Source organism: Myxococcus sp. CA051A (assembly GCF_013336705.1).
Lineage (GTDB): Bacteria > Myxococcota > Myxococcia > Myxococcales > Myxococcaceae > Myxococcus > Myxococcus llanfairpwllgwyngyllgogerychwyrndrobwllllantysiliogogogochensis.
This window is the reverse complement of the sequence record NZ_JABUMS010000006.1, coordinates 147,827-168,979: the sequence shown is the minus strand read 5'-3', so window position 1 is coordinate 168,979 and position 21,153 is coordinate 147,827. Positions and strand designations below refer to the sequence as shown.

At 68.3% G+C, this 21,153-nt stretch carries 17 protein-coding genes; 2 read left to right on the top strand and 15 right to left on the bottom strand.

The window, feature by feature from the left end:
* Nucleotides 1-55: 55 nt before the first annotated feature.
* The 10 genes from HUA74_RS19205 to HUA74_RS19160 form a co-directional block, all read right to left on the bottom strand.
* Nucleotides 56-1,462, bottom strand: coding sequence for an aldehyde dehydrogenase family protein (locus HUA74_RS19205; protein ID WP_174455655.1), 1,407 nt, complete (start codon nucleotides 1,460-1,462; stop codon nucleotides 56-58).
* A 30-nt stretch (nucleotides 1,463-1,492) separates the two neighbouring features.
* Nucleotides 1,493-3,670 carry a 3-hydroxyacyl-CoA dehydrogenase NAD-binding domain-containing protein gene (locus tag HUA74_RS19200; RefSeq protein WP_174455654.1) on the bottom strand — a complete coding sequence of 726 codons (2,178 nt, stop codon included), beginning with the start codon at nucleotides 3,668-3,670 and terminating at the stop codon, nucleotides 1,493-1,495.
* Between the two features lie 42 nt (nucleotides 3,671-3,712).
* Nucleotides 3,713-4,924: an acetyl-CoA C-acetyltransferase gene (locus HUA74_RS19195; RefSeq protein ID WP_141644963.1), complete on the bottom strand. Its 1,212-nt coding sequence runs from the start codon at nucleotides 4,922-4,924 to the stop codon at nucleotides 3,713-3,715.
* Between the two features lie 34 nt (nucleotides 4,925-4,958).
* On the bottom strand, nucleotides 4,959-6,107 hold the full coding sequence (locus tag HUA74_RS19190) for an acyl-CoA dehydrogenase family protein (RefSeq protein ID WP_174455653.1): 1,149 nt from the start codon (nucleotides 6,105-6,107) through the stop codon (nucleotides 4,959-4,961).
* Between the two features lie 29 nt (nucleotides 6,108-6,136).
* Nucleotides 6,137-7,276 (bottom strand): acyl-CoA dehydrogenase family protein, encoded by a 1,140-nt coding sequence (locus HUA74_RS19185; protein WP_174455652.1) that lies wholly within the window; start codon nucleotides 7,274-7,276, stop codon nucleotides 6,137-6,139.
* A 32-nt stretch (nucleotides 7,277-7,308) separates the two neighbouring features.
* Entirely contained in the window at nucleotides 7,309-9,147 is a 1,839-nt protein-coding gene (locus tag HUA74_RS19180) for a long-chain fatty acid--CoA ligase (RefSeq protein ID WP_141644966.1), read from the bottom strand.
* Between the two features lie 49 nt (nucleotides 9,148-9,196).
* On the bottom strand, nucleotides 9,197-10,024 hold the full coding sequence (locus tag HUA74_RS19175; RefSeq protein ID WP_141644967.1) for an NAD(P)-dependent oxidoreductase: 828 nt from the start codon (nucleotides 10,022-10,024) through the stop codon (nucleotides 9,197-9,199).
* Nucleotides 10,021-10,707, bottom strand: coding sequence for a TetR/AcrR family transcriptional regulator (locus tag HUA74_RS19170; RefSeq protein ID WP_174455651.1), 687 nt, complete (start codon nucleotides 10,705-10,707; stop codon nucleotides 10,021-10,023). Before HUA74_RS19170 ends, HUA74_RS19175 begins: the two co-directional genes overlap by 4 nt.
* Entirely contained in the window at nucleotides 10,704-11,546 is an 843-nt protein-coding gene (locus HUA74_RS19165; RefSeq protein WP_174455650.1) for an enoyl-CoA hydratase-related protein, read from the bottom strand. The genes HUA74_RS19170 and HUA74_RS19165 overlap by 4 nt, the downstream gene beginning before the upstream one ends.
* A gap of 418 nt (nucleotides 11,547-11,964) precedes the next feature.
* Nucleotides 11,965-12,381, bottom strand: a complete 417-nt coding sequence (locus HUA74_RS19160; protein WP_174455649.1) for a peptidase inhibitor family I36 protein — start codon at nucleotides 12,379-12,381, stop codon at nucleotides 11,965-11,967.
* A gap of 269 nt (nucleotides 12,382-12,650) precedes the next feature.
* On the opposite strand from HUA74_RS19160, the gene HUA74_RS19155 reads away from it, so the two are divergent.
* Nucleotides 12,651-13,658 carry a zinc-binding alcohol dehydrogenase family protein gene (locus HUA74_RS19155; RefSeq protein ID WP_174455648.1) on the top strand — a complete coding sequence of 336 codons (1,008 nt, stop codon included), beginning with the start codon at nucleotides 12,651-12,653 and terminating at the stop codon, nucleotides 13,656-13,658.
* 13 nt (nucleotides 13,659-13,671) lie between these two features.
* Here the strand turns inward: HUA74_RS19155 and HUA74_RS19150 are convergent, their stop codons facing one another.
* The 4 genes from HUA74_RS19150 to HUA74_RS19135 all read right to left on the bottom strand — a co-directional run bounded on the left by HUA74_RS19150 (nucleotide 13,672) and on the right by HUA74_RS19135 (nucleotide 18,775).
* Nucleotides 13,672-15,216, bottom strand: a complete 1,545-nt coding sequence (locus HUA74_RS19150; RefSeq protein ID WP_254625136.1) for a VCBS repeat-containing protein — start codon at nucleotides 15,214-15,216, stop codon at nucleotides 13,672-13,674.
* 176 nt (nucleotides 15,217-15,392) lie between these two features.
* Complete coding sequence (locus HUA74_RS19145; RefSeq protein WP_174455647.1) at nucleotides 15,393-15,908, bottom strand: hypothetical protein; 516 nt, start codon at nucleotides 15,906-15,908, stop codon at nucleotides 15,393-15,395.
* A gap of 177 nt (nucleotides 15,909-16,085) precedes the next feature.
* Nucleotides 16,086-16,976: a bifunctional methylenetetrahydrofolate dehydrogenase/methenyltetrahydrofolate cyclohydrolase FolD gene (gene folD / locus HUA74_RS19140; protein ID WP_141644972.1), complete on the bottom strand. Its 891-nt coding sequence runs from the start codon at nucleotides 16,974-16,976 to the stop codon at nucleotides 16,086-16,088.
* Between the two features lie 80 nt (nucleotides 16,977-17,056).
* The gene (locus tag HUA74_RS19135; RefSeq protein ID WP_141644973.1) at nucleotides 17,057-18,775 is read right to left on the bottom strand and encodes a radical SAM protein; all 1,719 of its coding nucleotides are present in this window, start codon (nucleotides 18,773-18,775) and stop codon (nucleotides 17,057-17,059) included.
* A 437-nt stretch (nucleotides 18,776-19,212) separates the two neighbouring features.
* Here HUA74_RS19135 and HUA74_RS19130 point away from each other — a divergent pair, with 437 nt between their 5' ends.
* Entirely contained in the window at nucleotides 19,213-19,914 is a 702-nt protein-coding gene (locus HUA74_RS19130) for a hypothetical protein (protein WP_174455646.1), read from the top strand.
* A gap of 59 nt (nucleotides 19,915-19,973) precedes the next feature.
* Here HUA74_RS19130 and HUA74_RS19125 read toward each other — a convergent pair whose 3' ends face one another.
* A complete protein-coding gene (locus HUA74_RS19125) occupies nucleotides 19,974-21,128 on the bottom strand; it encodes an alkaline phosphatase PhoX (protein ID WP_174455645.1) in 1,155 nt (384 codons plus the stop codon).
* Between the last annotated feature and the right edge of the window lie 25 nt (nucleotides 21,129-21,153).

The following is a 21,153-nucleotide window of genomic DNA, read 5'->3' as shown; positions in this document are numbered from 1 at the left end:
GGGTGAGTGGTGAAGCACGGCGGCCCTCCGGGAGGACACCCCCGGGGGGCCGTGGCTACATCAGGCGCTTGAAGAGGCCGAGCTTGCCCACGTACGGCGGGTAGCGCATGGCCAGGTCCAGCAGGAAGGGCCGCTTCACGACGCTCTTCTTGTGGCTGAAGGCATCGAAGCTCGCCTGGCCGTGGTAGCCGCCCACGCCGGACTCTCCCACGCCGCCGAAGGGCAGGCCCTCCGCCGCGAAGTGGACGCAGACGTCGTTGACCACGGCGCCGCCGCTCGACGTCTCCGTGAGGACCCGCTCGTTGACGGCCGAGTCCTTGGCGAAGCTGTAGAGGGCGAGCGGCTTGGGCCGCGAGCGCACGAAGCGGATGGCCTCGTCGATGCTCGGGCAGTCCACCAGCGGGAGGAGGGGACCAAAAATCTCGTCCTGCATCAGCGGACTGGACAGGGGGACGTCGGTGATGACGGTGGGCGCGAAGAAGCGTGAGGACGCCTCGCGCTCGCCGCCGAAGACCACCTTCCCGTGCCCCGCGAGCGCGGAGACCCGCTCGAAGTGCCGGGGGTTGATGATGCGGCCGTAGTCATTGCTGGTGCGCGCGTCGGCGCCGTAGAAGCCGGTGACGGCCTTCTGGACCAGCGCGGTGAAGCGCTCCTTGAGCTCGGGCGGGATGAGCACGTAGTCCGGAGCGATGCACGTCTGGCCCGCGTTGAGGTACTTGCCCCAGGCGATGCGGCGCGCGGTGACCTCCAGGTCCGCGCTCCGGTCCACGATGCAGGGGCTCTTGCCGCCCAGCTCCAGGACGGTGGGCGTCAGGTGTTTGGCCGCGGCTTCGGCCACCACGCGGCCCACCTGGGTGCCGCCGGTGAAGAAGATGAGGTCCCACCGCTCCGCGAGCAGGGCGCGGCTGGTCTCCGCGTCCCCCTCCACGACGGCGACGACTTCTTCCGGAAACGCCTCCGACAGCAGCCGGGAGAGCACGCTCGACGTGGCAGGGGCCAACTCGCTGGGCTTGAGCACGGCGGTGCAGCCCGCGGCGAGCGCCCCGATGAGCGGCGCTATCGACAGTTGATAGGGGTAGTTCCAGGGCGCGATGACCAGCGTCACGCCGAGCGGGTCCGAGTACTGATAGGCCCGCGCCGGCTGGATGACGATGGGTGCCGAGCCCCTGCGGGGCTTCATCCACGACTTCACGTGCTTGAGCGCGCTCTTGATCTCCCCGTAGATGCTGCCGACCTCGGTGAGATACGCCTCCTCCGCGCTCTTGTTCAGGTCCGACTTGAGGGCGGAGAGAATCTCCGCCTCGTACTTGCGCACCGTCTGGCCCAGGGTCTCCAACTGCGCCCGCCGCCACGCGAGCGGGAGCGTGACGCGGGATTCGAAGTAGGCACGCTGCTTTTCGACGAGCGCCTTCGCATCGAACGAAGACGGGACAGCGGCGAGGCGGGTGGAACCCTGGGCCATGGGACTTCTCCTTGCGTGAGATTCGCGCGGCTACTTCAGGAACTCGCCCCGCTCGGCCTTTTCGACGAGCGACGCGGGCGGCAGGAAGTGCTTCCCGTAGCGCTGCGCGAGCTCGCGAGCGCGGGTGATGAAGCCACGCGGACCCGTGCCAGCGGGGCCCTCGTAGCCGTTGATGAACTGGGCCACGCCGCCCGTCCAGGCCGGGAAGCCGATGCCCAGGATGGAGCCGATGTTGGCGTCCGCCGCCGAGCGCAGCACGCCTTCATCGAAGCAGCGCACCGTGTCGATGGCCTCCGCGAACAGCATGCGCTCCTTCATGTCCTCGAAGGGGATGGTGTGGCCCGGCTTCGTGTAGTGCTGGGCGAGCCCCGGCCACAGGTTCGCGCGCTTGCCATCCACGTAGTCGTAGAAGCCCGACCCGGTGGAGCGGCCCTTGCGCCCGTGCTTGTCGATGAGCGCGTCCACCACGGCGTAGCTGCCGTGCTCCACCCACGTCTGGCCCGCGGCCTCCGCGGCCGCCTTCGTCTCCAGGCGGATCTTGCGCGGCAGGGTCAGCGTGAGCTCGTCCATCAGCGCCAGGGGCGCCGCGGGGTAGCCCGCCTGCAGGCCCGCCTGTTCAATCGACGCCGGGGAGATGCCCTCGCCCACCATGGCGATGGCCTCGTTGAGGAACGTGCCGATGACGCGGCTGGTGAAGAAGCCCCGGCTGTCGTTGACGACGATGGGCGTCTTGCCAATCTGCACCGCGATGTCGATGGCCTTCGCCAGCGTCGCGTCGCTCGTCTTCTTGCCGGCGATGAGCTCCAGCAGCGGCATCTTGTCCACGGGGGAGAAGAAGTGCATGCCCACGAAGTCCTCCGTGCGCTTCACGCCCTCCGCCAGCAGGGTGATGGGGAGCGTGGACGTGTTGGACGCCAGCACCGCGTCGGGGGCTACGACGTCCTGCACCTCCTGGAAGACCTTGTGCTTGAGCTCCACGCCCTCGAACACGGCCTCGATGACCAGGTCGCAGCCCTTGAGCGCGGCGGGGTCCGCCGTCGGGGTGATTCGCGCCAGGAGCGCGTCGCCCTTCTCCTTGGTGGACTTGCCCTTCTGGACGGCCTTCTCCACGAGCTTCACGGAGTACTGCTTGCCCTTCTCCGCGGACTCCTGGCTCACGTCCTTGAGCACCACGTCGATGCCCGCCTTGGCGCAGACGTAGGCGATGCCCGCGCCCATCATCCCGGCGCCGAGGATGCCGACCTTCTTCGCCGTGTGCTGCGGGTAGCCCTTGGGCCGGCCGCCACCGGAGTTGATGTGCTGCATGTCGAAGAAGAACGCCTGAATCATGTTCTTCGCGACCTGGCCGGTGGCCAGCTCGGTGAAGTAGCGCGACTCGATGGTGAACGCGGTGTCGATGTCCACCTGCGTGCCTTCGACGGCCACCGCCATGATGGCGCGCGGCGCGGGCATGTTCGCGCCCTTGATCTGCTTGCGCAGGTTGGCGGGGAAGGCGGGCAGGTTCGCCGCGAGGCCGGGGTTGGACGGCGTGCCGCCCGGAATCTTGTAGCCCTTCGCGTCCCACGGCTGCTGCGCCGTCGGGTTCGCCTTGATCCACGCCTTGGCCGCGGGCAGCAGCGCCTCCACGGAGTCCACCACCTCGTGCACCAGGCCCACCTCCTTGGCCTCCTGCGGGCGGTAGCGCTGGCCCTGGAGCAGCACCTTCATCAGCGCGTCCACGATGCCCAGCATGCGCACCGTGCGCACCACGCCGCCGCCACCGGGCAACAGGCCCAGCGTGACTTCCGGCAGGCCCACCTGCGCGCCCTTCACGTCCGCGACGATGCGGCGGTGACAGGCCAGGGCAATCTCCAGCCCTCCGCCCAGCGCCGCGCCGTTGATGGCGGCGACCACGGGCTTGCCCAGGGTCTCCAGCGTGCGCAGGTGCGCCTTGATTTCCTGGCCGAACTCGAACGCCTGCTTCGCGTCCTCCTTGCGGATGCGCTGCAAGTCGTTCAGGTCGCCGCCGGCGAAGAAGGTCTTTTTGGCGGAGGTGAGGATGACGCCGGTGATGTCGGCCTTCTCCCTGGCCAGCCGGTCCACCGTCGCGCGCATGGACTTCATGTACGCGGCGTTCATGGTGTTGGCGGACTGGTTGGGGTCATCCAGCGTCAAGATGACGATGCCGTCGGCATCCTTGTCCCAGCGGATGGTGTTCTGCTCGCTCATGGGGTTCGCTCGAATCTTGTCGAAAGGTGAGTCAAAGGGGGTTCAGACGCGCTCGATGAGGGTGGCCACGCCCATGCCACCGCCGACGCACAGGGTGATGACGGCGCGGCGCGCCTTGCGGCGCTCCAGCTCGTCCACCATGGTGCCGAGGATCATCGCGCCCGTGGCGCCCAGCGGGTGGCCCATGGCGATGGAGCCACCGTTGACGTTGAGCTTGTCGCTCGGGATGCCCAAATCCTTCTGGTACTTGAGCACGACGGAGGCGAACGCCTCGTTGAGCTCGAACAGGTCGATGTCCTTCACGGACAGGCCCGCCAGGTCGAGCAGCTTGCGCGTGGCCGGCAGGGGGCCGGTGAGCATGATGGTCGGGTCCGCGCCGGACGTCGCCACGGAGGCGATGCGCGCGCGCGGCGTCAGGCCCAGCTCCTTGCCCACCTTCTCCGAGCCGATGAGCACCAGGGCCGCGCCGTCGACGATTCCGGAGGAGTTGCCCGGGGTGTGCACGTGCTCGATGCGCTCCACCTCGTGGTACTTCTGCAGCGCCACCGCGTCGAAGCCGCCCATCTCACCGATGCCGACGAAGGACGCGTTGAGCTGGCCGAGCGAGGCCACCGTGGACTCCGGCCGCATGTGCTCGTCGCGGTCCAGGATGGTGAGGCCGTTCTGGTCCGTGACGGGGATGACGGAGTTCTTGAAGTAGCCGCCGGCCCAGGCCTTGGCGGCGCGCTCCTGCGACTGCGCGGCGTAGCGGTCCACGTCCTCGCGGGTGAAGCCTTCAATCGTCGCGATGAGGTCCGCGGAGATGCCCTGCGGCACGAAGTACGTGTCGTAGTTGGTGGCGGGGTCCATGGCCCAGGCGCCGCCGTCGGAGCCCATGGGCACGCGCGACATGCTCTCCACGCCGCCGGCGATGACCAACTGCTCCCAGCCCGAGCGCACCTGCTGCGCGGCCATGTTCACCGCCGTCAGGCCGGAGGCACAGAAGCGGTTGAGCTGCACGCCGCCCACCGTCTCCGGCAGCCCCGCCGCGAGCACCAGCGTGCGGGCGATGTCCGCGCCCTGGTCTCCCACGGGCGAGACGATGCCGAGCACCACGTCGTCGATGCGCTTGGGGTCCAGGTTCGGGTGGCGCTTCTTGAGCGCGTCCACCAGCCCGACGAGCAGCGACAGCGGCTTGGTGCCGTGCAGCGCGCCTTTCTTGCCCTTGCCGCGAGGAGTACGGACCGCGTCGAAGATGAATGCTTCCTGGCTCACCGGGAGCCTCCTTGGGATTTGGTGTGGGAGTGGGCTACAGCGAACGGGCGACGAGCTCTTTCATGACCTCGTTGGCGCCGGCGAAGATGCGCATGACGCGAGTATCCGCGAACAGGTGGGCGATGGGGTATTCCTTCATGTACCCATACCCTCCGAAAAGCTGAAGGCAACGGTCCGCGACGATACACGCCTGGTCCGTGAGCCAGTACTTGGCCATGGCCGCGGACGCCACGTCCAGTTCGCCCGCCAGGTGCCGCTCGATGCACTCGTCGAGGAACGCCCGGCCAACCCTCCGCAACGTCGCGCATTCCGCCAGTTCGAAGCGCGTGTTCTGCAGAGCGAAAAGCGGCTTACCGAACACCTGGCGCTGCTTGGTGTACTCGACGGTGAGGTCCACGGCCCGGTCGATGCTCGCCTGCGCGAGGATGGCGGTGCTCAGCCGCTCCTGGGGAAGCTGAGACATGAGCTGCGCGAAGCCCTTGCCCTCCTCGTCTCCGAGCAGGTTGACGGCGGGTACGCGCAGGTCGTCGAAGAACAGCTCCGTGGTGTCCTGGCCATGGCCGCCGAGCTTCTCGAGGATGCGGCCCCGCCCGAAGCCGGGCGTGGTGTCGGAGACCTCGGCGCACACCAGGGAGATGCCCGCATGGCCCTTCACGTCGCTGGTGCGCACCGCGATGATGAGGAAGTCACACACGCGGCCGTTGGAGATGAACGTCTTGGAGCCGCTCACGCGGTAGAAGTCTCCCTCACGCACGGCGCGGGTGGAGATGGCCTGCAAGTCGGAGCCGGCGCCGGGCTCGGTCATCGCGATGGCGCCTACCCACTCGCCGCTGGCGAGCCGGGGCAGCCACTTCTGCTTCTGGGCTTCGGACGCGTACGCGAGCACGTAGTGCGCGACGATGGAGCAGTGCACGGCGAAGCCCATGGTCGGGTCTCCGGCGCGCACCTGCTCCTCGGTGAGCACCGCCTCGTGGGCGAACGTGCCACCGCCGCCGCCGTACGCCTCGGGAATGGACATGCACAAAAGACCCAGCTCGCCCGCACGGCGGTAGAGCGCCTTGTCCGGGTGGCCCTGGGCCACGTGCTTGGGGACGTTGGGGAGGACTTCCTTGGTGAAATAGGTGGCCGCCAGGCCACGCACCTGCTCGAGCTCGTCAGAGCTCCATCGAGGACGTGCCGTCATTGTCTGTCTCGCTCCGTCGTGAGTTGCTCTTACAGTCCGAACGTCTTGCCGATGATGTCGCGCTGGATTTCGCTGGTGCCGCCGAAGACGGTGGAGATGACCGTGGCGCGCAGGTGCGACTCCATGTCGTACTCGGTCGCGTAGCCGTAGCCGCCCATCATCTGAACACCCTCGATGGCCACGCGCTTGGCCGTCTCCGTCGTCTTCAGCTTGGCCATGGACGCCTCGCGGGGAAGCATCCGGTCGGGCGCTTCGTCCGCCATCTGCGCCACGCGGTAGATGAGCAGCTCGCAGCACTCCAGCTCCGTGGCCAGGTCGGCGATGCGGTGCTTGAGCGCTTGAAAAGAGCCGATGGGCTTGCCGAACTGCTTGCGCTCCTTGACGTACGTGACGGCGTCGTCGAACGCGCGCCGGCCCCGACCCAGCATGGACGCGGCGAGCAGGAGCCGCTCGCTGTTGAGGCCCGACATGAGCTGGGGCCAGGCCTGGTCCAGCCTGCCCACGACGGAGTCCTCCGGCAGGAAGCAGTCGGTGAAGAAGACGTCGTTGACCTCCTTGCCGTTGAGCGTGGGGATGCCGCGAATCTCCACGCCCGGCGTGCCCGTGGGGACGCAGAACATGGTGAGCCCCTCGTGCCGCGAGCCCGAGGACTGCGTGCGCGCGACGAGCAGCAGGTGGTCGGCGAAGTGCGCGTTGGAGCACCACGTCTTCTGACCGTTGATGAGGAAGCCTCCGCTCGTGCGCGTCGCGCGGCAGGTGATGGCGGCGGCGTCCGAGCCCGCGTCGGGCTCGGAGATTGAGATGGCCTCCACGCGGCCCCGGGTGATGCCGGTGAGCACCTTCTCCTTCTGCGCCTCGCTGCCGAACTTCGCGTAGGGGCTCGCGGCGACGGCCGTGGTGATGTAGCCGCCGACGGGGGCGAGTCCGTACGAGGTGCGCTCGGCGAACAGGCACATCTCGGCCATGCCGCCGTCGGAGCCGCCGTACTTCGGGGAGATGCCCACGCCGAGCCAGCCCAGTTCGGCCATCTCGGCATACAGCCGGGGATTGTGAGCCTCGACGCCGTGCTGGGTCAGCGCGTCGCGCTGCGCGCGGGTGCCCGTCCTGGCGCGACAAAACGCGTCGATGGAAGCAGCGAAGGACGCTTGCTCCGGAGTTCTCGCATGCATGGGGACTCGTGAGGGAGGCGGCGGGTGGTGTGTCAGGCGTTCTCGTAGAACGTGGCGATGCGCTCCGCGTACTGCTTGAGAATCACGCGGCGCTTGAGCTTCAGCGTCGGGGTGAGTTCGCCCGTCGCGGGACCCCAGGCCTCCGTGACGACCTCGAAGCGCTTGATCTGTTCGGCGCGGGAGAGCCGGCCATTGATGGAGGCCACGAGCGCTTCCAGTTCGGAGCGGACCGCCGGCTCGCGGGTGAGCTCCAGGAGCGACTGGGGCGGCAGGCCCCGCGCCTTGGCCCACGTGGGCGCGACGTCCGCGTCCAGGCAGATGAGCGCCGTCACAAAAGGCCAGCCGTCGCCAATGGCGATGGCCTGACCGACGAGCGGGTGGGCGCGCAGCATTCCCTCGATGCGGGACGGGGCGATGTTCTTCCCGCTCGAGGTGATGATGAGCTCCTTCTTGCGGTCGGTGATGGTGAGGTAGCCCTCGTCATCGACGGTGCCGATGTCGCCCGTGGCGAGCCAGCCGTCCGCGTCCGCCGGGCTCTCAATCCGCCCGTCCGCGCTCAGGTAGCCCAGGAACAGCACGGGCCCTCGCACGAAGATTTCCCCGTCCGCGGCCAGCCGGACTTGAAGCCCGGGGATGGGGCGGCCCACCGCGCCCACGCGGAACTCCGAGGGCGTGTTGATGGTGGCGCAGCCCGTCGTCTCGCTCATGCCCCAGACCTCCAGCACCTTGATGCCGAAGCCGCCCAGGTACTCGAGCACCTCCACGGGGATGGGCGCCGAGCCGCTGCTCGCCCACGTCAGCGCGTCCAGGCCCAGCGTCGCGCGCAGGGGCTTGAGGACCTTCTCTTCCATCAGGGCGACCTTCTGCGCCAGCTCCGGCGGCACGCTCTTTCCGGAGCCCTCCAGCCGGAAGGCCTCCAGCGCCGTCGCGTGCGCGGCGAGGATGGCGTCGCGTCGGGGTGCCTCCAGCGTGGACAGCTTCGCCTTGAGGCCGCCGGCGAGCTTCTCCCAGACGCGCGGCACGCCGAAGAACGCGGGGGGCCGCACCTTGGCCATCAGCGGCACCACGCCCGCGGGGTCCGCGCAGATGTGTACGTGCATCGCCTTGTAGAGCAGGCGGTACAGGCCCAGCTCGCGCTCGGCGATGTGCGCCAGCGGCAGGTAGGCGATGGACGGCACCTGCATCGGCGTGGGCACCACGACGTCCACGGCGACGGCTTCATAGAATGCGTTGCGGTGGCTGAGCACCACGCCCTTGGGGTCTCCGGTGGTGCCGGAGGTGTACATCATCGCGATGGGGTCCTCGGGGCGGATGCTCTGCCAGCTCTCCTCGAAGACCCTGGGGTCCTCCTGATGCAGCCGTCCTCCGTCGGCCTCCAACTGCGCGAAGGAGACGTAGCGGGCGTCGCCCGCGGGCACCGCCGCCGCGTCGATGACGATGACGCGCTTGAGCGCGAAGAGCGACTTGAGGATGGGCCGCCAGCGGGCGACCTCCTCCGCGCCCTCCAGCACCACGACGGTGGCCGCGCTGTGTTGGGCGACGTAGCCTACCTGCTCGCTGCTCAGCGTCTGGTACGCGGTACAGGGGATGGCGCCCAGGTGGACGGCGGCATAGTCGATGAGCCAGTGCTCGGGCCGGCTCGACATCATGATCATCATCCGCTCGCCGCGCTGGAGGCCGAGTGCCCCCAGCCCGCGAGACAGCGCGGCGGTGCGCGCACGCAACTGGACCCACGTGTGCGTGGAGTCACCGGCGCTGAGGGCGGGGGCGTCCGCGAACTCCTCCGCGTTGCGCTTGAGCAACAGCGGCAGGGTGAGCTTGTTCGCCAGGGATTGGCACTGCGCCTCCAGGTCTGCGAGCGACGTACCCATGGGCACCTCCAGCACTGCGATGGCCAACGACTCTCAGCGGGCTTCCACTTCAAGGGTCGACGTACAGGTCCAACATCACGTCGGGGCCGCCGCCGTAGCGGCTGAAGTCGGTGATGCCTTCGGCGCGCAGGACGTCCTCGTCGATGAACGTGTGCCCGGTGCAGTCACGGGGCCGGCGCTGGAGGATGGCCACGGCCGCGTCCGCCATGATTTCCGGCGCGCGGGCCCGCTGCATGGACGAGTCGCCCCCGAGCAGGTTCTTCACGGCGGCGGTGGCGATGAGCGTCCGGGGCCAGAGCGCGTTGGCGGCGATGCCGGCCTCGGCGAACTCCGCCGCCCACCCGAGCGTGAGCAGCGTCATGCCGTACTTGGCCATGGTGTACGCCGGGTGCTTGCCCAGCCAGTGCGGCGCCAGGTTGACGGGGGGCGACAGCGAGAGGATGTGCGGGTGAGGGGAGCGGCGCAGGTGCGGCAGCGCGGTGCGCGTCAGGAGGAACGTGCCCCGGACCTGAATCTGTTGCATCAGGTCGAAGCGCTTGAGCGGCAACTCGTCTGTCTTCAGCGGCGCGAGCGCGCTCGCGTTGTTCACGCAGAAGTCGATGCCACCGAAGCGCGCCACGGCTTCGTCCACGGCGCGCTGCACGTCGGCCTCTTCACGCACGTCGCCCACCACGGCGAGCGCATGGCCACCCGCGGCGCGGATTTCGTCCGCGGCCGTGTGCACGGTGCCCGGCAGCCGGGGGTCCGGCGTGTCGGTCTTCGCCAGGAGCACGACATTGGCGCCCAGCCGGCCCGCGGCGATGCCGATGGCCAGCCCGATTCCACGGCTTCCTCCGGACATCAGCAGCGTGCGTCCCGCGAGTGGTTTCTGGGTCATCCTTCGTCCTTTTCGCGCGGGGCTCCCGGCTTGACGGCGGGAGCGTCACCCCGCTCGGCGCGACCTTGGGGTGAGGTGAGTTCAGGGAGGACGTCGCGGACGATGGTGATGAGCGACTCGCTCAGGAGCAGGTGCGCCTCCTCGCGAGAGAGGGTGCCACCGCGAATCCATTCGCGGATGGTGGCCTTCACCATGCCTGCGTAGGAGCGCATCATCGCGCGATGCCGGACGTCGCTGCCGACCTCCACCTTCATGCCGAGGAACTCGAGCGTCTTCGCCGCGGCCACGTCGTCCGCCGCGGAGATGATGCGTTCGACCTCCGGGTCCGCGATGCTGCCCGCGCCGGTGACGGCGACGTACGTCTTTCCGTGCGTCGCCACCGTGTCCAGGTACCACTCGACGCTGCGCTCCACGCGTTGGCGCAGGGTTCCCGTCGGGCTGACTTTCTCTTCGAGGCCGGGCATGAGCAGCATCCTCTTCACGACCTTCAGGTAGAGGTCCCGCTTCTGCCCGAAGTAGTGGTTGAGCAGCCCCCGGGCGACGCCGGCTTCCTTGGCGATGTCCGTGGTGGAGACGTCCGCGTAGGGCCGCTCGCCGAACAGGCGCATCGCGCACTCGAGGATCTGCTCCCTGCGCGCGTCCGGTTCCAGTCGCTTCCAGCGAGGCGCGGGCGCGGGGCTCATGACTCACGCTCCCGCCACGGAAGGAACGTGGGCAGGTCCTGCTCCACGGTGCGGGCGAAGGACGGCGGCCGCTTCTGGAGGAAGGCCATGACGCCCTCCATGGCATCCGGGCTCTGGCCCAGCGTCGCGATGAGCTGGCTGTCCAGCGCGAAGGCCTGCTCGGGGGAGGGCAGGGCGCTCATCCGGTAGAGGGATTGACGGATGACGGCCACGGACACGGGCGCGGTGGTCTCCACCAGCTCGCGCGCCAGCGTGTACGCGGCGTCCAGCACCGCGTCGGGCTCATGGAGCGAGCGCACCAGCCCCGCGCTCAGCGCCTCCTCGGCGGGGATGAGCCGGCCGCTCACCATCCAGTCGAGCGCGCGGCCCATGCCCACCAGCCGAGGCAGGAACCAACTGGAGCCCGCCTCCGGATAGATGCCCCGTCGGCTGAACACGAAGCCGAAGCGGCTGTCCTTGGAGGCGAGGCGGAAGTCCGCCGGCAGCAACATGGTGGAGCCCACGCCCACCGCGGCGCCCCGCACGGCGGCGATGACCGGCTTTCGCAGCGCGAACAACTGGCGCGTCACGCGCGTCGCCGGCTCCACCCAGCCGTTCTCTGGAGGGGCGCTGTTGGCGACCTCGAACGACAGCCCGCTCAGGTCCGCCCCCACACAGAAGTCCTTGCCGGCCCCCGTGAGGACGACGACGCGCACGGCTTCATTGGCGTCCGCCTGGGAAAGCGCGTCCGCCAGCTCGTCCGCCATGGTCACCGTGAAGCCATTGCGCGCTTCGGGTCGGTTCAGCTCGAGGGTGGCGATCCGATCCGCGACCGAGAACCGGATGTGTTGGTAGCTCATGGCTGGGGCCTCATTGCTCCTGTGTCGGTGATGATGGGAACTTGTTGGCGGAGTGTCAACAACAAGAGGCCTGCGAAGTCCTGCATGCCTTTCGACGTGTTGCGTCATCCGGGAAGCTGTCCTTGGGGGGCGAAGAGGAGTCACGTGGGACCGAGCCTAGAGCCGGGCTGGGGCCAATGCACCTCCGCGGTGACTCGCGGCGAAGGACGGCGCCTCGCGGGGTGTCTGTCTATTCGGAGGTTCGGACGGGGGCGCGACGTGACGGAAGGCTCCGTGCGCGCCCCTCGCATCCTGGCGTGTGGGGCCGGCCGGCTCGATTTCGAGACCTGGCGCGGGAGGACTGGCACTGGAAAGCTGGAGCCCACGCAGGGCGGGTGCGCCGCGAGCCGAGGGCGTGGCTCGCGGCGCGCCGGGTGACTCAGTAGACCCAGACGCTCTTGGGCGCGAAGTCGAGCGGGCTGACCTGCGCGCCCGGTTCAATCATCTGGGGATAACCCTCGCAGTTCTCGTGGGGGAACAGCGCCGCGGCCTCGTCGTTCGTGTTGATGGCGGAGACGGCCCGGTCCTCCCAGCCGTGCTCGGGCAGGCCCACGCACGTCCCCGCCCCACCCGGCGGCCAGGCCATGACATTCCAGACGGCGCCGGTGAAGTCAGGCCCGTCGAACAGGCAGAGGACACCCGACCAGGGACACGCGGCGGTGTCCTCGGCCGAGGCCTCGGAGGGGGTCAGCAGCACTGTCGCCGTCGCGAGCCCGAGCACCAGGAAGGAGCCCAGGCCCAGCAGCCCTGAGCGGATGAAACGACGGGGATTCCGGCCGAACGTGTGCGATTGCATGGGATTGTCTCCTCTGCCCGTCCCAGGCGCATGTGGCGTGGGGATGGTGGCATTGCGACGGGAGAGGTGCCCTGGAGACGGATTCCCCAGAGGCGGTCCATCCGCTGGCGGACTGTTTGCGTTCACATGTCGGGAGAAGTCCCGTGTGCCTGGAATGAGTGTCTTTGATTGGACGCAAAGGGCTGCCCTCGTGAAGTTCGGCTGCGGGTTGACCGAGACACCGGACGTTCAATGGCGTTGAATTGTTCGACAAGCCTTCAGGAGCCTCCATGCGAGCCGTCGGTTATCGCCAGCCTCTTCCCGCGTCGGACCCCCAAGCGCTGCTCGACGTGGAGCTGCCAGACCCTGTCCCCGGTGAGAGAGACCTGCTGGTCGAGGTTCGCGCCATCTCCGTCAACCCCGTGGACGTGAAGGTGCGCGCGAGCGCGTCTCCGCCTCCGGGAGAGGTGAAGGTGTTGGGCTGGGATGCCGCGGGCGTGGTTCGCGCGGTGGGGGCCGGGGTGAAGCTGTTCAAGCCTGGGGAGCGCGTCTGGTACGCGGGCACCATCACCCGGCCAGGAACGGACAGTGAGCTTCACGTGGTGGACGAGCGCATCGTGGGCCACATGCCGGCGTCGCTGGGCTTCGCTGATGCGGCGGCGCTGCCGCTGACGGCCGTCACCGCGTGGGAGCTGCTCTTCGACCGGCTCCAGGTTCCAGAAGGCAAGGGCACAGGTGCCTTGCTCGTGGTGGGCGCGGCGGGTGGAGTGGGCTCCATCCTGGTGCAGCTTGCGCGGCGCCTCACGGGGCTGACGGTGGTTGGCACGGCCTCGAGGCCGGAGACGCAGGACTGGGTTCGCGAGCTGGGGGCGCACCACGTCATCGACCACCATCAGCCGCTGGCGAAGGAGCTGAAGCGAATCGGCGTGCCGCAGGTGGAGTTCATCGCCAGCCTGAACCAGACGGACCGGCACTACGCGCAGTTGGTGGAGGCGCTGGCGCCCCAGGGCCGGCTCGGCGTCATCGACGACCCGGGACCCATCGACGTGCGCGAGCTGAAGCGCAAGAGCGCGTCGCTCCACTGGGAGCTGATGTTCACCCGCTCGATGTTCGGCACCCCGGACATGCAGGCGCAGCACGACATGTTGGAGCGGGTGTCGAAGCTGGTGGACGCGGGCACGCTGCGGACCACGGTGGGCGAGCACTTCGGTCGCATCGATGCCGCGAACCTGCGTCGCGCCCACCAGCTCCTGGAGTCACACAAAGCCAAGGGCAAGTTGGTGCTGGACGGCTTCTGAGGAGGCCTCTCCGTCAGTAGTCAGCGAAGACATTGGACATGGCGTACAGGCCCATGTCCGTGTTCTGGCAGACCGTCCGGCGTGCGATGAGGAGCTTGGGCTGGCCCGCGACGGTGCGGATGAGCTGATATCGGGCCAGGCTCCCTCCCACGCTGGTGAGGGGCCAGTCTCCGATGGAGGCCGAGGAGGGCGAGAAGTTGTGGTTCGACCAGTTCCAGGTGGGCTGGCCGGCCTCGAAGTCCTCGGTGACGGCCCAGTCCGCCGTGGGGCCGTTCTGGATGAAGAACCACTCGTCCTTGGCGTCGACGTGGTCGATGTTGCCCGCCAGCCACACGTCATTCGGGCCCTGGGGATAGGCCGCGCCGCCGATGTGGGTCGCGTTGGCCGTGCTCCACATCCACTCGAAGGTGCTGTTCCGGTAGTTGAAGAGCGTCGCCCAGCTCGACAGCCCGAGCAGCTCGTCCTGACCATCTCCGTTGGTGTCGCCGCCGTTTCGCAGGTTCGCCCGATAGGGATAGAGGGCGGAGGCCGTGGGGTTGGAGCCCGACATCCAGACCCAATCCCAGCCGAGGCCGTTCGAGTTGAGTCGGAAGATGCTGACCAGTCCAGTCACGGCCACGCTGACGAGCTCATCCTTGTTGGCCAGCGAGCTCCCGCTGTTCCCCGAGAGGTCGAAGTTGCCGGCGACGAGGTAGTTGCCGTTGCGTGAGGACTGGTAGATGGGGTCCGTGGTGCTGCCATTGTTGCTCCAACTCGGGCTCCAGTTGCCGTTGTCGAAGTTGAACAGCGTCACGCCCGCGCCGATGCCCAGCACCTCGTCCTTTCCGTCCCCGTCGAAGTCGCCCACGATGAGGTTGTCCTTGACGGCGAAGATGCCATTGCCCACCGCCGGGTTACCCTGGTTGGTCCAGCCCCATTCCCAATCGTTGTTGCGGAAGTGGAACAGCGTCATCCACGTCGTGGAGACGCCCAGGAGGTCCTCTGCGCCGTCGCCGTTGAAGTCGCCGATGTAGTGCTTCGCGTAGCCCGCGGGTCCCGACTGGTTCGTGGCGGTCCAGACCTTCCGCCAACCGTCGTTCTGCCCTTCGACGGTCACCGTCGTCGTGCTGGTATCCACCTCCTGGCCGCTCGCGTCGTGGATGCGGAGCGTCACCGTCGCCGTCTGGCCGCGAGGCGCATTCGGAGGGAGATTGCCGCTGAAATACACCCTCGAGCTGCCCGCGATGTCTTGAAGGGTTCCGATGGAGAGGCCATTCCAGGTGACCAGAAGGTTGTTGATGGCGAAGGTCCCCGACTGGGAGGCGCTCATGCGGTATCTGCCCGCCGGCAGGGCGCCCGAGTAGATGCCGTTGTAGCTCACGAAGTTGCCACCGGGAGGGACGATGGCGGGCGTGCAGAAGGTCACGGTCGCCGCGAAGGACTCCGCCGGCGGCATCAGGATGAGTGTGGCGACCAGGGCGATGACGGTGAGTCGAAGCCCTTGGCCGCGCGATTCGACACGGCGCGGTGGGGGAATTGGAGGATGACGCGTCACGACGGGAGACGGAGCGCTGATCATGTGGGCCTCGCGAGGGATTGTAGCGAGGCGCCGAACAAGCACCGGTCATGCCAGTGAATGGCGTCAAGGCCCGGAGTCGTGGAGGCTGTGTCGTCTTGGGCTACGGTGGCGTGGCCACTGTGGCATCAGGCGATACAAGAACAACGCCGAAACAGAAATGTGACGGATTCCCGAGGTCAGAAGTGTCCCCCGAGTCCGAGCACCGCCCGGTCATTGATGACACCCAGCGAAGGCGTGAGCTTCAGGGGGAGGCTGAGCCGGGTGCGGGTGGCGGCGGCTTCGTCGTCCTCCCAGTCCCAGTCGGACCCGGTGACGAGTCTGAGATAGCCCGCTCCGAGCGACAGTCCCAACATGATGCCCGTCAGCAAGCTGGTCCCACAGCCCTCGCCGCCCGCGTCGTGCGCGGCGCAGACAGCGATGCCGGCGGCGAGCCCCGCGCCGGTGAGAATCAAGGGCACCAGCCAGACATGGGTGGGAATCACATCGCTGCTCGACGTGTGTCCATCGACGGAGAGGGCGCGCAGGCGGTTGCCCTCCGCCATGAGGCGCTGCCCGAAGAAGGGCCGGGACTCCGTCACTCGGGTGGAGCGTCCACGGGAGGAGAAGTCGAAGGCGCGGGGTGCGGCGAGGACGGTGCCAGGAGTGACAAGCCAGAGGCACAGCCCGACAGCGGCGAGGACAGGGTTCTTCATGGGGGAGTTTCACGAGGAGGCACAGGCCGGCCCGGCGTGCCAGGGAGCGAGCTTTTGTGCGCTTCCCGACGAAATGCGCGGGCGGATATTCACCCGGAGACCGGGTTTCTTCCGTGGCCTCCGAGGACGTGGCGCGCCCCCGTGTCTCCTGCTGGCTCCCGGTCGCGGACTCCCGCCCTACGACGGCTGGCTTCGCGTCACGCGGGCCCGCGCGGCCTGGAGGGTGTTCGCGAGCAGCATGGTGATGGTCATCGGGCCGACGCCCCCCGGCACGGGGGTGATGGCCTCGGCGACCTGGCTGACGGCGTCGAAGTCCACGTCGCCGACCATCTTGAAGCCTCGCGCCGAGCTGGCATCGGGGACGCGGTTCTGCCCCACGTCGATGACCACCACGCCGGGCTTCACCATGTCCGCGGTGATGAGGTTCTGCTTGCCCACCGCGACGATGAGGATGTCGGCCTGCCGGGTGAACGCGGCGAGGTCGGGGGTGTGCCGGTGGGTGATGGTGACGGTGGCGTCCGGGCCGGGGGCCATCAGGAGCGAGGCCAGCGGCTTGCTGACGATGAGGCTGCGTCCCACGATGACCACGTGCTTGCCCCGGGTCGGGATGTTCTCGCGACGCAGCATCTCCAGGATGCCAGCGGGGGTGCAGGGGATGAAGGCGCGCGGGTCGCCCACGAAGGCCAGCCCGGCGTTCTGGGGATGGAAGCCATCCACGTCCTTGTCCGGGTGGATGTGCTCCAGGACGGCCTTGTAGGGGAGGTGCGCGGGGAGGGGGAGCTGGACGAGGATGCCGTGGACCGTCGCGTCCGAGTTCAGCCGGTCGATGACCGCGAACAGCTCTTCCTTGGACACGTCCTCGGGCAGGTTCAGCGTCTGGCCCTTCATCCCGAGCGTCTCACAGGCGCGCGTCTTGCTCGCGACATAGGCCTGGCTCGCGGGGTTGTTGCCCACCAGCACCACCGAGAGGCCAGGGGTGACTCCCGCGGCCTGGAGCTCCGCGACTTGCTGGGCCATCTCGGCCCGCATCACCCGGCTGATCTCGGTTCCATCGATGTTCCGCGCCATGGGTGGCTCCATACGCCAGATTCCTGGCGTCGACGCGCCCTTTCTGGGGCGTGGGCGGCTCGGATGTTGACCCGTCGCGGCTACGCCGGCTGGAGGAAGCGGCCGTCCACCAGGTGGTCAATCACTTCGCGCGCGGAGTGCGGGTCCAGCCGCGCCTTCGTCCCCAGTTGTGTCACGGCGCTGGAGACCGTCGCGGGCTGCTCGAAGGCGGCCAGGGCGGCGAGCAGGATGGCCCCGTCCTGTCCCTGGACGAGTGTCGGGTCGGAGAACTTGCGAGGGCTCACCGTCGGCGCGCACGTCAGGGTGATGCCGTCGACCGAGCGGAGGACCGTCACGGGCTCCTGGGCCACCTTGGCGGGAGCACGGTGGTGTCCCAGCCAGTCCCCCAGCGTGAATCGCTGAGTCGAAGGCGAGGTGTTCAGCAGCCGCGTCCGTCCATTGACGGCGACGCTGCGCCGCGTGTCGCGGTGCTTCCAGGCGAGCGCGTCCACCTGGTCGGAGTTGCGCTGCACGGCGGCCTCCAGCTCCGCGTCCCGGAAGCGAATCATCGGCACCGACACGTCGCCGGGCTCGCGCTGCTCGAAGTAGTCGAGGAACTCCGTGAACGTCTTCGCTTCGGTCACCATGTCGAAGCGCGCGGGATGTTCGGTGACCAGGGCGCCGGGCTGCGCCTCGAGCCGTTGATAGCCCACCACGCAGTCGAGGCTGATGACGCGCTCCACCAGTCGCAGCTCCTCCGCCAGCGCGGCCTTGCTGGTGAAGGGCAGGCCTCCGATGCCGGAGATCTCCATGTCCAGGTTCGGATGGCGGTGACAGGCGTCAATGACGTCGAGCAGCTCCCGGTCCTTCGCGCACGGCTTGAGCAGGCCCTTGCCCATCTGCTCCAGGCGCTGTTGTTCGGAGAAGCAGCCGATGTCGATGACCATGTAGACGCGCTTGAAGGTCCGGGCCAGCTCGGCGACGAGCTCCAGGCGAGGCACGCCCCACAGGAAGTACGTGCAGCAGTGCTTGGAGAGGTCCACGCCCGCCCAGGTGCTCCCCAGGAACTCCGCGGTGCTGCCCGCGAAGTCGTAGCGCATCTGCCACGTCTGGGGGGCGATCTCCTGGTGGTCCCGGCGCACGCTCTGCTCGGAGCGCAGGAACGGCTTCGCGCGCCCGAAGGCCGCCTTCTGGTTGCCTCGGGCCCCGCCGCAGTAGAGGCAGTTCTCTCCGCAGCCCTTGCCCGGCGCGACCCAACCGGAGAACGAGTTGCGGTCCAACTGGCTCAGGAAGAGCTCGTTGAAGTGCGAGTAGTAGATGTCCTCGGTGTTGGTGGCCCCCTGGATGTACGACAGGGGCAGCCTGCGAGACGTTCCCGAGGGGGAGCGCGTCACGCAGTTGGGCGGGGAGGGTTCGCCCTGGCAGATGGCCAGCAGCGGCACCTCGCCATCGCCCAGGACGACATGGTCGATGAAGTCGAACGCGTGCAGCTCCCTCCACCAGTACGACGCGGAGTTGCCGCCCACGACGATGCGAATCCCGGGGTCTATCTTCCGGAGCGTCCGGGCGATGAGCAGCGCGCGGTCCACGTGGTGGAACCACTTGAGGCTGATGCCGACCAGTCGTGGGCGAACCCGGGCGACGAGGCGCTCGAACGAGGCCACCACCTCCGCGTCCGTCTCATCGCCGTCGTACAGCCGCACGAAGGCCTCGATGCCGCCGCGTCGCAGGTAGCTTGCCAGGTAGAGGATGCCGCACGTGGCTTCGCCGGTTCCGGCGCCCACGAGGAGAACTGGCGAGAGCTCACGACCACCACCCATGCGACAAGCACCGACCTTTCCGAGGAAGGGGCAGAGTAGACGATCCAGGCCGCCGTCGGCTCGGGAATGGTGGGCACCCGCCGAGCGGGCGTCCGAGCGTCGCGGGGGCCGCCCGTACGTGAAGGCCCGGCCCTACCTCCTCCCGGGAAGTCAGAAGGACGGTCTCTCGCGGCGGCCGGGGCTTGCGTGTGTCAGCTCCGTGTCGTCGACACCTTCTCGCGAGCCTGGGACGCACGCCGTCTGACGGACATGTCTTGGTTGTAGCGTCGGGTGCTACAGAGACAGTGTCTTTGTTGTTCATTCCCGACGCCGACGCCAGACTTGTAGCATGGCATGTCACAGGGCCTGGATGGCTCATCGTGAATGATTTGTATTCAGGCTTGTCTTTGGCGGCTCAATCACAGCAGAGTGCGGGTCTCACTTCACCAGGAGGCCGTATGTCCGTTGCATCCTCAGCGTTGCTCTCGCGCAGTGGTGTGTCTCGCGGTTGGCTGTTCGGGGCCGCCGTGGCCATGGCGCTCGTCGTAGCTACCCCCGGTCGCGCGGACGCCCAGTGTACGAGCTGGCCGACCAACACCACCGTGACCCCTGGCGCGGCGTACTCCGACACCATCAATGTCTCGGGGCTGGCCTACGGGACGTACATCATCACCGCGTCCTTCTCGGGGAGCGCGGGACTCATCAACATGGCGTTCAGCGCGGTGCCCGGCGTGAGCTGGAGCAATGGCACGAAGGGCTTCATCGGCTCCTCGACGACGATGTATATGAGCTTCATCATGGCCCCCGGGGCGCTCCCGGGCCGCTGGTCGACGGTCACCATGAATGTCGCCAACACCGCGGGCCAGACGGTCTGCTCGTCCAGCTTCGTGGTGTTCGTGGCCGGGGACGCGTGCCCGGGCGACGTTGTCTGGAACGGGACCACTGTCGACGCGACCTTCGATGGCGCCAACTGCTACGTGGCTTCGATGCCGGCGGGTGACGGCTCGCCCTTCATGCACGCCAACAACTACTACATGACGCGCGGCCCGAACAATGTGTGTGAGGCGGGCTGGTTCGACGGCGCCAACTGCTACCTCGGCACGCCTCCCAGTGGGAAGTCGGGCTTCTTCTGGGGCTCGGCGTTCTACTACTCGCCCTGACGAACCCCGTCGTGACGGCCCCGCGCGGCGAGGAATGACCGCGCCGCGCGGGTGTGTCTTCAGCGGAAGGGCCCACGCACCTCGAAGGTGACGCCCTGGCCGTTCGTGCCGCGCTGCGAGCTGAAGTACAGCCGGTGCCCATCCGGACTGAACGCGGGACCGGTGAGCTCCGAGCCTCCATGGCCTTCGAGCTGGAGAAAGGGCGAGACCACGCGCTCCGGCTGAGGGGTGATGAGGCAGAGCTGGAGGTCATCCCCGTCCTCGGCCACGTAGAGGTCCCCCGAGCGAGACACGGTGACGTTGTCCACGCCGTGCAGGGGTGAGTCCGGGAAGAGGTTGTCGTCGTAGAGGATCTCCACCTGTCCGGTGGAGGGCGTGTGGGCCCAGACGCGGTTGTCCCCCTTGGTGGTGAAGTAGACGGTGCCGCTGTCGTACCAGCAGCCCTCGCCGCCATCGAACGCGGTGGTCCAGAACCGCGCGGTCTGGAGCCACGCGGGGCTCGACGCGGAGACCTTCGTCCAGCTGAAGGACGCCGTTCCTTCCAGCGCGTTGCCGGACAACCGCGCGGCCTCGAGTGTGCCCGCCGCGAGCGACGGCCACTGGGACGGCGTGAAGCGGTAGAAGCGCCCATGGGGGCGGTCCTCCGTCAGGTACAGCCGGCGTCCCACGGGGTCCACCGCCACGGCCTCATGCGCGAAGGTGCCCAGCGCGGCGCGACGCTGGCCCTGCGAGGGATTCAGCGGGTCGCATTCCCACACGTGTCCGCCATCCCATTCCTCACAGGACAGCCACGTGCTCCAAGGCGTTGGCCCTCCCGCGCAGTTGGCGATCGTCCCACCGAGGATGCGGTACGCGCCCACCACGCCACCGCCGCCGTCGAAGCGGAGCGCGGAGGCACCGCCGAGCAGGGGCAATTCGCTGTTGGAGGTGTAGACCCAGCCTCCGTCACTGGTGGGAAAGCAGGTGCCACCATCGGGGCTGCCATGCCAGGTGTAGTCCGTGCCAGGGACGACCTCGTTCGTGCGAGCGACGATGCGAGAGGTGAAGCCCGCGGGAAGTCGCAGGCCCTGTGCATCCGGTGTCCCGGTGAGGGCGCCATAGGGGCCAGGGCCGGGCCGCGAGGGGGCCGCATAGGCCGCACGCCAGAAGCCGGGCCCGAGGACGAGCAGTCCGCTGCTCATCGCGGTGAGTCGAAGGAAGTTCCTGCGCTGCATGGGCCTGCTCCATTCGTGGACAGGC

What these genes read in the sequence shown, in the direction of transcription:
- HUA74_RS19175 (WP_141644967.1), bottom strand. Translation starts at nt 10,024, where the DNA reads ATGACCCAGAAACCACTCGCGGGACGCACGCTGCTGATGTCCGGAGGA.
- HUA74_RS19145 (WP_174455647.1), bottom strand. Translation starts at nt 15,908, where the DNA reads ATGAAGAACCCTGTCCTCGCCGCTGTCGGGCTGTGCCTCTGGCTTGTC.
- HUA74_RS19135 (WP_141644973.1), bottom strand. Translation starts at nt 18,775, where the DNA reads ATGGGTGGTGGTCGTGAGCTCTCGCCAGTTCTCCTCGTGGGCGCCGGA.
- HUA74_RS19160 (WP_174455649.1), bottom strand. Translation starts at nt 12,381, where the DNA reads ATGCAATCGCACACGTTCGGCCGGAATCCCCGTCGTTTCATCCGCTCA.
- HUA74_RS19125 (WP_174455645.1), bottom strand. Translation starts at nt 21,128, where the DNA reads ATGCAGCGCAGGAACTTCCTTCGACTCACCGCGATGAGCAGCGGACTG.
- HUA74_RS19185 (WP_174455652.1), bottom strand. Translation starts at nt 7,276, where the DNA reads ATGCATGCGAGAACTCCGGAGCAAGCGTCCTTCGCTGCTTCCATCGAC.
- folD (WP_141644972.1), bottom strand. Translation starts at nt 16,976, where the DNA reads ATGGCGCGGAACATCGATGGAACCGAGATCAGCCGGGTGATGCGGGCC.
- HUA74_RS19180 (WP_141644966.1), bottom strand. Translation starts at nt 9,147, where the DNA reads ATGGGTACGTCGCTCGCAGACCTGGAGGCGCAGTGCCAATCCCTGGCG.
- HUA74_RS19190 (WP_174455653.1), bottom strand. Translation starts at nt 6,107, where the DNA reads ATGACGGCACGTCCTCGATGGAGCTCTGACGAGCTCGAGCAGGTGCGT.
- HUA74_RS19200 (WP_174455654.1), bottom strand. Translation starts at nt 3,670, where the DNA reads ATGAGCGAGCAGAACACCATCCGCTGGGACAAGGATGCCGACGGCATC.
- HUA74_RS19130 (WP_174455646.1), top strand. Translation starts at nt 19,213, where the DNA reads ATGTCCGTTGCATCCTCAGCGTTGCTCTCGCGCAGTGGTGTGTCTCGC.
- HUA74_RS19205 (WP_174455655.1), bottom strand. Translation starts at nt 1,462, where the DNA reads ATGGCCCAGGGTTCCACCCGCCTCGCCGCTGTCCCGTCTTCGTTCGAT.
- HUA74_RS19155 (WP_174455648.1), top strand. Translation starts at nt 12,651, where the DNA reads ATGCGAGCCGTCGGTTATCGCCAGCCTCTTCCCGCGTCGGACCCCCAA.
- HUA74_RS19165 (WP_174455650.1), bottom strand. Translation starts at nt 11,546, where the DNA reads ATGAGCTACCAACACATCCGGTTCTCGGTCGCGGATCGGATCGCCACC.
- HUA74_RS19170 (WP_174455651.1), bottom strand. Translation starts at nt 10,707, where the DNA reads ATGAGCCCCGCGCCCGCGCCTCGCTGGAAGCGACTGGAACCGGACGCG.
- HUA74_RS19150 (WP_254625136.1), bottom strand. Translation starts at nt 15,216, where the DNA reads ATGATCAGCGCTCCGTCTCCCGTCGTGACGCGTCATCCTCCAATTCCC.